Annotated in this window: 12 protein-coding genes and 1 pseudogene; 10 read left to right on the top strand and 3 right to left on the bottom strand. The window is 55.8% G+C overall.

The genetic code is table 11. The annotated features are described in order from the left end of the window. From DMO17_RS02640 to DMO17_RS02625, 4 genes and pseudogenes are all read left to right on the top strand, one after another. A pseudogene (locus tag DMO17_RS02640) lies at nucleotides 1–123 on the top strand (alkaline phosphatase); the annotation flags it as partial. 92 nt (nucleotides 124–215) lie between these two features. Next, nucleotides 216–1,160 (top strand): recombination directionality factor, encoded by a 945-nt coding sequence (locus tag DMO17_RS02635; protein WP_110680752.1) that lies wholly within the window; start codon nucleotides 216–218, stop codon nucleotides 1,158–1,160. Then, nucleotides 1,132–1,629, top strand: coding sequence for a JAB domain-containing protein (locus tag DMO17_RS02630; protein WP_110680751.1), 498 nt, complete (start codon nucleotides 1,132–1,134; stop codon nucleotides 1,627–1,629). The genes DMO17_RS02635 and DMO17_RS02630 overlap by 29 nt, the downstream gene beginning before the upstream one ends. A gap of 199 nt (nucleotides 1,630–1,828) precedes the next feature. Further along, nucleotides 1,829–2,152 (top strand): hypothetical protein, encoded by a 324-nt coding sequence (locus DMO17_RS02625; protein WP_110680750.1) that lies wholly within the window; start codon nucleotides 1,829–1,831, stop codon nucleotides 2,150–2,152. A 5-nt stretch (nucleotides 2,153–2,157) separates the two neighbouring features. On the opposite strand, the gene DMO17_RS02620 is transcribed toward DMO17_RS02625, so the two are convergent. Then, nucleotides 2,158–2,505, bottom strand: a complete 348-nt coding sequence (locus DMO17_RS02620) for a helix-turn-helix domain-containing protein (protein ID WP_110680749.1) — start codon at nucleotides 2,503–2,505, stop codon at nucleotides 2,158–2,160. 125 nt (nucleotides 2,506–2,630) lie between these two features. Between DMO17_RS02620 and DMO17_RS02615 the strand changes: the two genes are divergently transcribed. The 3 genes from DMO17_RS02615 to DMO17_RS02605 all read left to right on the top strand — a co-directional run bounded on the left by DMO17_RS02615 (nucleotide 2,631) and on the right by DMO17_RS02605 (nucleotide 3,824). Continuing rightward, a complete protein-coding gene (locus tag DMO17_RS02615; protein ID WP_110680748.1) occupies nucleotides 2,631–3,080 on the top strand; it encodes a hypothetical protein in 450 nt (149 codons plus the stop codon). Nucleotides 3,081–3,177: 97 nt separating this feature from the next. Beyond that, a complete protein-coding gene (locus tag DMO17_RS19800) occupies nucleotides 3,178–3,555 on the top strand; it encodes a hypothetical protein (RefSeq protein ID WP_110680747.1) in 378 nt (125 codons plus the stop codon). Beyond that, nucleotides 3,555–3,824: a hypothetical protein gene (locus tag DMO17_RS02605; RefSeq protein ID WP_110680746.1), complete on the top strand. Its 270-nt coding sequence runs from the start codon at nucleotides 3,555–3,557 to the stop codon at nucleotides 3,822–3,824. The genes DMO17_RS19800 and DMO17_RS02605 overlap by 1 nt, the downstream gene beginning before the upstream one ends. A 396-nt stretch (nucleotides 3,825–4,220) precedes the next feature. On the opposite strand, the gene DMO17_RS02600 is transcribed toward DMO17_RS02605, so the two are convergent. Both DMO17_RS02600 and DMO17_RS02595 read right to left on the bottom strand, forming a co-directional pair. Further along, nucleotides 4,221–6,131: a UvrD-helicase domain-containing protein gene (locus DMO17_RS02600; protein WP_110680745.1), complete on the bottom strand. Its 1,911-nt coding sequence runs from the start codon at nucleotides 6,129–6,131 to the stop codon at nucleotides 4,221–4,223. Continuing rightward, on the bottom strand, nucleotides 6,128–8,050 hold the full coding sequence (locus DMO17_RS02595) for an ATP-dependent nuclease (RefSeq protein ID WP_110680744.1): 1,923 nt from the start codon (nucleotides 8,048–8,050) through the stop codon (nucleotides 6,128–6,130). Before DMO17_RS02595 ends, DMO17_RS02600 begins: the two co-directional genes overlap by 4 nt. 191 nt (nucleotides 8,051–8,241) lie before the next feature. On the opposite strand from DMO17_RS02595, the gene DMO17_RS02590 reads away from it, so the two are divergent. From DMO17_RS02590 to DMO17_RS02580, 3 genes are read left to right on the top strand one after another with little or no spacing between them, the layout of a single operon-like run. Continuing rightward, entirely contained in the window at nucleotides 8,242–8,901 is a 660-nt protein-coding gene (locus DMO17_RS02590) for a vWA domain-containing protein (protein WP_110680743.1), read from the top strand. After that, nucleotides 8,886–9,656 (top strand): PP2C family serine/threonine-protein phosphatase, encoded by a 771-nt coding sequence (locus tag DMO17_RS02585; RefSeq protein ID WP_258371101.1) that lies wholly within the window; start codon nucleotides 8,886–8,888, stop codon nucleotides 9,654–9,656. Before DMO17_RS02590 ends, DMO17_RS02585 begins: the two co-directional genes overlap by 16 nt. Nucleotide 9,657: 1 nt before the next feature. Then, nucleotides 9,658–11,601: a helix-hairpin-helix domain-containing protein gene (locus DMO17_RS02580; RefSeq protein ID WP_146224891.1), complete on the top strand. Its 1,944-nt coding sequence runs from the start codon at nucleotides 9,658–9,660 to the stop codon at nucleotides 11,599–11,601. Nucleotides 11,602–11,844: the final 243 nt, after the last annotated feature.

The following is an 11,844-nucleotide window of genomic DNA, read 5'->3' as shown; positions in this document are numbered from 1 at the left end:
AGTTGGCGTAAAGCCAAGGACAGTGTCGGCCTCGATGTCGCACAACTGCTCCAGGACAAACCCTACCTGCAAGCCAAGTACCCGCTGCTGAAGCCCGGCGCGCGGCGCTTTCTGGTCGGCTGATTTCAACCTCTCACTTCCACTCCCTCCCCTTGGCCAGCCCATGCAGCTAGCACTGCGTGACTGGCCTTTTTTCATTTCTCAGGAGAACCACGATGCTCAAAGGTCTGGCTATTACTCCGCCGGTGCTGGGGCGAATTTCCATCGGCAAGGTGATCGAGAAAAACGGCAAACGCCTACCCGAGAAAGATGACCAGTTCACCATCACCTCCCAGGTGCAGAGCAAGGACGGCTGGCTTGTACACCCACTCAATGATGAGCTGCGCGAGGGCCAGGAGGGCAAACTGCGCAGTATTCCGGTGAGGCTGCTGTTCAACGAACCGGATCTGAATTTCCGGGCCGACTACACCCTGTTTGATCGGCAATCGGGGCGCCCAATCTGCGTGGGCAATGGAGATATCTGCAAGCGCGTCACCCAGGATGGCATGCAGTCGCTGCCCTGCCCTTCGCCAGATGCCTGCCCGCTCGCCAAGGGGGGCGCCTGCAAGCCCTATGGGCGCTTGAACGTGGCCATTGGCGATGAGGATCCGCTAGGCAGCTTCGTGTTCCGCACCACGGGCTTCAACAGTATCCGCACCCTCACTGCCCGACTGCACTACTTCCAAGCCATCTCTGGCAACCGCCTGGCCTGTCTGCCGCTGGAGCTACGTCTGCGTGGCAAATCAACTCGGCAGAGCCACGGCACGCCAATCTTTTATGTCGACCTGACCATGCGAAGTGGCTTGAGCATGGAGGAAACATTGGCGCAGGCACAGCAGCTGGATCAGAGGCGACAGGCTGCGGGCTTCGATCAGTCGGCACTGGATGCCGCGGCGCGAAGTGGTTTGGGCAATGGTGCCTTTGAAGACAGTGACGAGGACGCCGGAGCGATTGCTGAGGAGTTCTATCCCCCTGAGCCAAGCAGCCCCATGCCCGAACGGGCGCAGCAACCCCAAAACAGCCTTGCGCAAAAGCTCGAGGCCCAAGCCCAACGCCAGAGCCCATCAACAGAAGACAACCAAGGAGCACACTATGCGCTTGCACAAGCTGAAAGCCGGTGAGCTGGCCGGCACCTATGTGGCCGAGTCGCCGATCAGCGAAGTCGACATCCTGGTCATGGCCCGACAACTCGCCCAACTGCGTCTGCGCCGTGGCCGCGCGCTGACGTCTCCGAAAGACGTGTTTTGCCACCTGCAGGTTTTGCTGGCGAGCTATGAACATGAGGTATTCGCGCTGCTGCTACTGGACAGCCGTCACAGGGTCATAACCTTCCAGGAGATATTCAGGGGCACCCTCGACGGCGCCAGCGTCTATCCCAGAGAAATCGCCAAGATTGCCCTGCAGTACAACGCTGCCGCGGCAGTGCTCGTCCATAACCATCCTTCCGGTGACCCTGAGCCGAGCCAAGCAGACCACAACCTGACGCTCAAGCTAAGGGAGGTACTTGGCCTGATCGGGGTACGTACGCTGGATCACATCGTGGTGGGCAGTGAGGGCTGCACATCACTGGCGGAACGCGGACTGCTGTAGGGGTTATCGTCCTGTGTGCCTGCCCAGTCAGCATGGGCGCCCTGGATTCCAGAGCAACCGCAACGGTAGTGCCAGGCACCTCGGCTGAGCAATTAACGCCTCCGCCGGGGCTGGTCCTCGCCAACGCCTCACGGCCCACTCACACCCATTATCACCGGCAGGGGAGAAACCTTTTGGGACCTCCCCAAAGGAGCATGTCATGCCCATTCACTGCCTGATCTGTAACTCCTCGGCAGTCATCTCAAAAGACGCCGCCAAAGCCATCATCCAACTCATCTGCGCGCTTAATGGCATCGTACTCAGAGCACAGCAAGCGAGCCTAGCGAAGCAGGCTGGCCATGAAACCGAAGCCCCCTTCGAGCGGGTCATGAACATGATGGTTGAGGGCGTTTGCGCAGCGGCATCCAGCTGTGTGGCGAGTGCAGAGCTCGTCAACGACGTGCACAAGTACCACTTCATGCACTACCGCTATCTGTGCTTGCGCTGCGGAGCCAGGTTCGACGAACCACACGGTGATGCTTGAGCCCTTCAGGCTTTGCTCAAGCGCTGCGTCAGACGCTCAACCATGTCGAGGATCAGGTGCCTGTCGTGCGCATCCAGTGGCACAAGCATGCGGCTGATGCGAGCAGCCTGGTCATCCGGAAGAGAGCTGCTTTCAGTCAGCAGTTCTGCTGCTTCGCAGCCAAAGATCGCCGCCAATTCGAATAGTCGGACGATGTTGGGAATGACGATGCCTCGCTCAATACGAGAGACGGCCTCATTACCCACACCCAGGCGTTCTGCGACCTCCTCCTGAGTCATGCCGGCACGGCAACGCTGGCGGGAAATCGCCCTACCCACCACCTCAGCCAAACGCTTCTGCTCGGTATCCGACATGCGGCCCTCCATTCAACCTGAATGGTTGAGCACCACCTCGTTGACATGAAGAACACATGAAGTCGAGAATCACCCCAAAAGGTTGAGCAACCTCACATAACTCAACTCCTGATAAGGAACATCAAATGAAGAACAACCTCCTGATGGTCACTCTGATCTCGTCATTGATGGCTAGCACAGCATCAGCAGGCACCAACGAATGGACCGCAGGCTGGGGCATGGGCGCCAGTGAGCATCTGATCGATGACGGCAACAGTAATTCCCTGAACGTCTCCTGCCCCGACGATCCGGAAGGTCACGTGAGCGCCTATGCAACCATCGGTGGCAAAGAGTACAGCTCGGAGGATGACATCGGATTCGACGTCATCGTGGACGGAGTTATCTACCGCCATCCCTTCTACACCGACTGCCGTGCCTGCGACGCCAGCTTCCCGGGTTTCTGGCAGGCACTTCGCAAGGCCAACCGTCTTGAACTGATGGCAGAAGGGAAAGTCGTGCGCCTGTCGACAAACAACATCGCCGCGGTTCTGCCGGCACTCGACAGCCCAGAAAACACCTGCCGCTCCGCCTGGTAATCGCTCTCCCCCTCTTCGTCCGCACATGAACCAGCGCTGATGAATCTTTAGCGCATAGCTCTCTAACGCCCCACATTCAGCCCCAAGGAATACTCAAATGGACACGCAAAACGAGAACAACCCAAGCCCGGTTCGTGATCAAGACGACGCCGCGTTGCCTGTCACGCCTAGCACTATTGGCTGGGCTACGGCGGCATTTGTCGTCGCGATCATTTCGGTCACTTTCAACAATTCGGCGATGGTCATCAGTGCAGGATTCTTCGCAAAACTCATGGCTGTCCTGGTCGGAACTGCACTCGGACTGGGTGGCGCCCTGCTTGGGAACGCCATTCGGAAATTTGCCCATCCGGATGCGGTGTTCACTCAGGGCGGCATGCTGAGCCTGATATGGATCAGGGTGTTCTGGGCGATCGGCCCACAGGTGATCGGCTTGATCGCTGGCGTCATGATCGGTTGCGCCATGGTGCTGCGCTGATGAACGCCTCTTCGCATATGAGATTGATCGTCAGCTCTGCATTGCTTCTCCTGGCAGGCTGCTCCGAAGCCGACACGCCTCGCTCACAGTTCCTGGCCGGCTGTATCCAAACCGGCACTCCTGAGAGTCTGTGCACATGCACGATCGAAAAGCTGGAAGAGAAGTATTCAGAGCAAGCCTTTACGGAGCTCACCACACCAGATGTGGATCCATCGGATAGATTGCTGCGTGACGCCATGACGTTCGCGATGATCTGCCAGGCAGAATGAACCTGCGCCTCTCGCGCCAAAACCATAGAAACCGCCAGATACCGCCAGCCTCATCACGAGGTTGGCGGTATCTGCTTTTCTGGAAGAATTATTTTTTGGAGAATCGCGTCCTCAAAATCGCATGCCACACAGCACGCACCAGCTGAGTATTCGCATTAGAACCGTCAGGCGCTCGCACTAGCCGATACCGTTCAGCCGCCTGCATATCAACAGCCTTTCGCATAGTTCGCCACTGGGGTCTTGGGGGCGTCGACCTCCGCGGTGCTCCACCAAGTAGGTGGGTGTCTCATTTCGGCCACAAGCGGACACTCCTTTCGGTGTCGATAGGGCAGTGAGCAATCAGGAAGCGCTAAGCACGACTACCGCATAGATAAAGGTCTTCAGTGCTGGCGTGTCTCATGTCAGATGAGTGATGGTCCAACCTTGCCCCTGCAGTGCAGCTTTGCATTCTTCGGTAACCCTTTCAGCGTTCACCGCCAGGCAGAGAAAGCTCGTAGGGCGTGACATGCCCACATACAGATTGCGGAGCTGAGATAACTGACTTTCAGAAATTTTGGCAGCTCGAGCTTTAATACCAGCAATGACAGGCAAGGCCTCCTCCAGATCGAAGCGGCGGCCCGGATGGCCCAATGATTCGAGTACGAGCGTGGCCAGGTGAGTTTCACCTTTCATGGATGCCAAGCTACCAATCTGGATGTCGAGTCGGCGACCATCCTTCTCAACTATGCAGATTGCGCGTTGTGCCTGTGGAGCAACTGCTGCTGCAGGCTCCGAGAATATTGGCAGCGCTGCGAACGCAGCTGCAGCCATGTCTGCTGGAAGCATTGGCCGTAACCGGTTAAATAAGGTGACCGGGATAGCACGTCGCCCTACCTCGGTGGTTGCGGACGCTTGATCCATGCACAAATCGCGCAGCAGCAAACGGAACCCCGACACGTCTGCGCCACTCTCTCTCAGTTTACGAAGCAACTGGGAGTCTGACTTGAGCTCGCGAACTACATCGGCGCTTGCGGCTCGTAGAACGAGGAAAATCGCTCGACGGACTTCCTCTACTCGCCCAGCGAGTGGGAACTCTCCCTGCACTGTTGACCCGGCTAACAACGACCAGAAGTGTTCTAGCCTCAAACCAGGAGCATGAGTGCTGGCAATGGCAGGCCAGTAGTCTAAGAGGGTTCTACCGGCAGTGTATTTCGCCGCATCGCCTTGCTTTCGAGCACAGAGGGCTTTGACGGATCCCCCACTCAAGGTCTCCTCATCAAACCGATCAATGACCTCGGCTCCGAAGGCTTCAATGACGTGGCTCACCCGTTCCGTTGAGTAGACCATCAGCATAGGCGCGTGGTGATCAACGCCATCGCCAGTCACCGGAACTCCTGACAACTGTGTGCTAGCAACTACTTGAGCGATGGCTGGACCGAACCTTTTACTCGTCGAGATCGGCAGAGCATCTACCCGCGGGAAAGTCAGATTCTGAGCACCATCCGTGCTCCCGAGGATTTGCTGGTTGATGTCTCCGAAACGTTGAATGATCACTGTCTCATCGAAGATAAGTTGGAGGAGGCGCTCTTGCTCCCAGGATGTGTCCTGCATTTCGTCGATGAAAACGATGGGGAACCGTCGAGACAGCAGGGTCCTGATTTGTGGTGAGGTCGCTAAGAGCTGTTCAGCAAAAGCGAACATGTCTGCATGCCGATATACGCCCTCCTGTGCCAACTCCATCTTAATGGCTTCGATTACCGGAAGGGTCTTCGAACCTTTCTTCGGCAGTACTCCGAATTCGCTGGCTACCTCCAGGTCTGCGCCTCTGAAGATTAAGCCCTTGACCATCGGCTCGACACCGGCGTTCTTCTCCATGTATGCGCGCAGAGACCAGTTTCGATTGGCTTTTGCGAGTGCCTTCCGGCTGAAAATATCGTTGTCGATAACTCCCACTTCGAGGCCATTGCTGCGCAGAAATGGTAGGGCCAAAAAGTGGTTCACGAACGCGTGAATGGTTCCGATGAAGTGGGGGTACGTCAGTAGTCGGCTCCCTTCGACGTTGCTCCCGAGTCGCTTCTGGATCTCATCGCGAGCAACATTCGTGTGACTAAGAACGCAAACACCACTGCGCCTGGATTCCCAGTTGCGAGCTAGCATCAAGAGCTTCGCTGCGAGCACCGTTGTTTTTCCACTGCCGGGTGCCGCATTGATGTCTCTAGAGGCGTTCTCAAGAAGCACGGCGCGCCGCTCTTGGTCCTCGAAATTTAAGTCAGGTGTCAGCAGGGCCAGAGCCTCTAGGTCCTGCTCTGTGATAACAGGAACGGTCATTCCACCACCTTGCCCGTAAGGTGGTTGAAGGCACGCTGTAGGTAGGGGGGGAGGCGACGATAGAGCTCATCACCGACACCATACTCCCCAGTAAGCACTAGATGAGCCGCATATTGGGCGGCTATAGCTTTCGAGGCATCGCCCTCGGCCAAAGGCTGGTAGATGATTGAGGCAAGATTAACGTCTGAGTGGTCTGCAGCCGCTAAATCTGCCCACAGGGCTTTGGCCTCCGCGATTGCTGTTTTCTCATCTTCTTCTGTCAGCCGCTCCCCTCTTGAGCCTGCTTTCATGGCCAAGTGAATGGCGTTGTGCATAAGCTCTGCACAGCCGTACTTGGCCAGGTCAAATTCAAGAGTCCAGTCGTCTGACACGCACACGATAGTACTCCCGCCCTGGGCTCGGTCTTGCTTGGACTGAACGACCGTAGTGAGCTCTTCGGCAGAGTAATCAGAGATGAAGCGTTTGCGACCATTCTGTGGGCGAGAAATGTAGGTCGCCTCGTCAGGGACAACGTCTCGGTCCGTGATGCAGACGACTGGGATCGGGATCGCGGACCCGTCAGATGGCTGCAGTATCCGGGCATAGTGGTAAAGCCCCACGCTCCCGACGTTTACGCAAGAGATACCGTGCTCGTTGAATGAGCAACCCGCAGCTGCGGCGAGGGCGGGAAGCAACAGCGCTTCGGCCGCACCCTCAACAATAACTACGCCGCGGGCAAAGAATAGGTTGGCTTTTGTGGCGTCGATGAATCGTCGCAGAAAGTCGTAGTCGCTCTTGTTCAGCTTTGTTTTTCCGTGCGCCAAGCTGAACAGCTGTGCCCGATTCACCAGGGTCATGCTGGCAATATCAGCCCCAGCTGCGAGCGAAGGGCTGTGCGTTGTCATAACGATTTGTACTGGGCGACTACCCTCATCCGCGGCTTTAGATGTGCGCTCGAGCAATTGTTGAACGCGCTCCTGCAGCTGCGGATGCAGGTGTGCTTCCGGCTCCTCGATTAAGAGCAGAGCAAGCTCGTCACCATCGCGCAGCAAAACCAGCTCAGTCGCCATGAAAAGTGCGTTGTTGTAGCCGAGCCCCCGAACACAGCGTTCGTTGGGGTCGATACCTGACGCTGGGAGCAGTCCAAGCTCAAAGCGCTCAAGGATGGGCTGTAACCCAAGATCTGGGGTTATCTGGATGCGTGATGACAGAGCATCGCCAGCAAAGCCGAATTTGTTGAGGTAGTTGTTGTTGATGTCGTCCTGAACATCCCTGATGACCTGATGGTTTCCCAAATGATGCTGTGCGAATGCCATCAGGCCAACCAAGTTGCTGGGTACCGTGGCTGGTGTGGTGATATCGAAATCATTCTGTTCTTGGCCGTCAATGCTCCTGTGAGCGGCCAGAATCTGGGACAGGCGCGACTGCCTGCCGGGGCGAAGTTCGGCTTCTGCGTCTCGCAATGGCCGAAGGTAGGTCGCTCGAATAAGTTCTCGAACAGCAGTGCCGATTTCTTGTCCTGTGCCATTACGCCCCGCGCATGTGACGGCCTCGACCCGACCTCGTTTGTTTCCCTTGGGCGGTACCCATCTAGCCTGCAGGTGAATAATCAGACTGCGGCTGCCATTCTCTTCATGGGTCAACCATTCGAGAACTGACGCTTCCTGCGCAGGATCCAGATCTACTAACGTAGCCTCTATGAAAAGCGATCGAGCTCGACCTGCACCGGTGATATGAAAGTCAGACTCGAATAGGCGAATGAACTCATAGCTGGTGGTCCAGAGCACGTATCGGATCGCGTCGATGACCGAGGTCTTACCAGAGTCGTTCTCTCCAACAAGGATATTCAGTCCTGGAGAAAGTTCCCAATCGAGTGCAGGCGACTGAGTGCCGTCACCAAACGCCCGAAAGTTGGCTGCCCGGATCCGTTGCAGATGCATCGTTGCTTCCTTGTAATGATGAGGTGCTCCGCAGTATGCACTCAGTGGCTGAAGTTGTGACCAGTGTCTAGGAAAGCCGGGGCGATTCAGGCATTTGAAATGTACGTACGCACTTTTTATAAATACCATCCGCACTCAGCTGAGCAGGGAGCGCTTGATAGGCGCTCCCCGGATTTTCCAAGGAGAGCGCCATGACCGACCAACTGGATTTCAATGTAAATGATTTCGCCATGAACGCGGAGCCCCGAGTTCCCTGTCTTCTTCTGCTCGATGTGTCGGGTTCTATGAATGGACAGCCTATTAATGAACTAAATGCGGGCCTGCAGCAGTTCCAAGATGAGCTGGCTGTCGACAGTTTGGCCATGAAGCGCGTAGAGGTCGGCATTGTGACTTTCGGCCCTGTACAGATGGTGACTCCCTTTACCGCCGCCGGCGCCTTCAATGCACCGTCCCTGCATGCTCAGGGCCAGACCCCAATGGGTGAGGCCATCCGAATGGGCCTAGATATGATCGAGCAGCGCAAGTCTGAGTATCGCGCCAACGGCGTTCCGTTTTATCGACCATGGGTGTTCCTTATCACTGACGGTGGCCCCACCGATGAGTGGCACTCCGCGGCCCAGCGTGTGCGCGATGGCGAGGAAAACAAGAAGTTCGCTTTCTTCGCTGTGGGCGTACAGGGCGCGAACATTGAGGTTCTTAGCCAAATCAGTGTTCGCGAACCTCTCCAGTTGCAGGGTCTGAAGTTTCGTGACTTGTTCAAGTGGCTTTCCGCCTCCATGAAGTCCGTTTCTCAGTCCACTCCTGGCACTGAGGTACCTCTGACCTCACCGGCCGGGTGGGCCTCCGTTTGAGCTGGGAACATGTCAGCGCCTCTGTAGCGGGCACGTCTCACATTGAGGCGGGTATCCCTTGTCAGGATCGATGTGTGGCCTTCATAACCCACCAGGAGTCTCGCCCCTGGTTGGCAATTTTCGTGGCCGATGGAGCTGGCAGTGCAGAGTGCGCCGAGCAAGGTGCTGAGATGGCTATCGAAGCGGCGCAGACCTATTTCGACGCCCTGATGCATGAGCCTGAGTTCGGTCTCTCCGATCTTCTTGCCGTGGAGTTCATTAAGACCATCCGTGAGAGGGTCTACTCGGCTGCGGCAGCTGAAGGTAAGAATGCCCGCGACTTTGCTTGCACTTTTCTAGGTCTTATCAGTTCTGACTTGGGCACACTGGCTTTCCAAGTAGGTGACGGTGGCATCGTCCTAGATGTAGGCAACGGACTGGAGTTGGCAATCCCCCCTATGGGCGGAGAGTACGCCAACATGACTTACTTCGTGACGGATGAAGATGCCATAGACCATCTCGAAACCAAGCCATTTGCCGGCCATGTTGAGCGCGCAGCCGTTTTCTCAGATGGGGTTCAGAGGCTAGCTATCAATTTAGTTGACCAGAAGCCTCATGAACCCTTCTTTGCACCTTTTTTCGGCGTTCTGAGCACGATCGATGATGCCAAACGCTCTCAGCTTGAGCCGGCATTGATCCGTTTTCTCAGCAGCGAGGAAGTCAACAGAAGGACAGACGACGACAAGTCGATGGTTATTGCTGTCTGGCGGGGATGAGATGGTTCCAGTAGTTGTAGACTCTCAAGGAGCTCGGATACACCTTGGCAACAAGCTCGGGGAAGGTGGTGAGGGATCAGTTTTTGAGGTAATTAGCCGTAATGACGTGGTAGCCAAAATCTACCATCAGGTGCCGGATCTTTCGAAGCAAAATAAGATCCGTGAGATGGTGCAATGTGGCAATGCCAAACTTCTGAACTTCACTACTTGGCCTATGCAGATCTTGGCCGAGCAGAAAAGTGGTCAGGTTACGGGATTTCTCATGCCCAAGGTGGCAGGCATGACACCGCTACATGAAGCCTATAGTCCGGCCCACCGGCGCCAGGATCACCCCGAGTGGGGCTGGAACTTCTTGGTCTACGTTGCAAGAAACCTTGCTGCAGCTTTCCACTCAGTTCACGAACACGGCCATGTCTTGGGTGACGTAAACCAAGGGAACGCATTTGTCAGTGCGAAAAGCAAAGTGGTGCTGATCGACTGCGACTCCTATCAAATCGATTTCCAAGGTCATAAGCACTTGTGTGAAGTTGGGGTCGCCCACTTTACCCCGCCAGAGTTGCAGGGCATCTCATCGTTCAAGGGTATAGTCCGTTCGCCTAACCACGACTGCTTTGGCCTGGCTCTGCTGATCTTCCATATTTTATTCGGCGGCCGACACCCATTCGCTGGGGTTCCACAGAAGAGCGGTGTGGGTGACTCACTCGAGGACAGCATCAAGCAAATGCGCTTTGCCTATTCACCCAGTGCCAATAGTCGCCACTTGCTGCCCCCACCGAGATCGATCCCGCTGTCCATCGTTCCGTCTGGCATAGCTAAGATGTTCGATATCGCCTTCACAGAGGAAGGCAAGAATGCGCGTCGTCCCTCTGCTAAAGAGTGGGTCGACGCCATGGATCACCTCAAAGACAACCTAAAGGTCTGTTCTAGCAATAAGGGACATCACTACTACAAGGGTCTGCATAGCTGCCCCTGGTGTTCCCTGGAGAGTCAGGGCGTCATCTATTTCAACTTCGCGGTGACCGCAGGAGGACCGACATCGACCTTCACCGGCGATATTAATAAGCTCTGGGCTGCTATCCAGGCGTTAGAGCTCCCGGCGTCAATCTTCTCGCCTCCGACTCATATACGAGCGCTTACACCCGCCGCTTTGCCCCCAGGAACTATAGAGAGTCCGCTGAAGTGGATTGGCTATGCAGGAGTAGTATTCGCCTTCTTTGCCATCGCCCATGAGGCTCCGAAACTCACGATGCTATGGCTGTTAATTGGCGGATTCCTGCTGTACCAGATCGCAAATTTTGGGGAGGATGCTTTGAACGCTGAGCGCCAGCGCCGCCGGCAGGAGCTTTCTGCTGCCGAGGCCGAGCTGAATAATGTCATCGAGCAAATGGAGCGAGAGGCGGGCATTGTAGAGGCACGCCACATCATTGCAGAGATGGGCAAGCTAAAGATCCGATTCGATGGGCTGGCCGCCGAAGAGCAAAGAGCATTATTAGACCTGCCTAAGCAAGCACACCAACGTCAGCTTAATGAATTCCTCAATAAGTACTACATTGACCAAGCCAAGCTCAGCGGCATAGGGCCAACGAAACTGGCCACATTGCGCAGCTTCGGCATCGAGACGGCTGCTGACATTGAGTGGAACCGGATTATTAAGATTCGCGGCTTCGGCGAAGTACTCACCCGCACTCTGGTCGACTGGCGCAAGGAGAAAGAGCGGATCTTTAAGTTCAATCCAACCCGTGGCGTAACCGATGTGGACCGGCGCAAGGTCCAGCAGACCTACGTTTCGATCAGGCAGGATATTGATCGTAAAATGCGTGACGGACTGCAAAAACTCCAGAGCGTAAAATCGCGGGTCGAAAACACCAAGCAGCGCCACTATGATCGCCTGCAAGTAGCCTTCAACAGAAAGGCCCAGGCCGAAATGGATCTAAGAGCTCTTTAGCCAAAACTCAGAGACAAGAAACCACTGTCTCGGATTTTCTGAGTAGATTCCGATAGTAGCCACCTACTATGATCGGCGCTACTCGTCTCCACCTTGATTCCAGTGGGTGGCCAGATCATCGGTACAGGTCCGGGATCTTTGGTGTCTTACCGGCATTAGCTGCCTTTCGTCTACTTCCGCTTCTGGGAACCGCGGAATGAACTCTGCATCGATTGAAGATTGGCTGTCGGAGTCGTGCGATTG

Origin of the sequence: Aquipseudomonas alcaligenes, from assembly GCF_003205495.1 — a bacterium.
In the GTDB taxonomy this organism is placed as follows: domain Bacteria; phylum Pseudomonadota; class Gammaproteobacteria; order Pseudomonadales; family Pseudomonadaceae; genus Aquipseudomonas; species Aquipseudomonas alcaligenes_B.
Note: the sequence above shows the minus strand (reverse complement) of the source record. Positions and strands in the feature narration are given on the sequence as shown.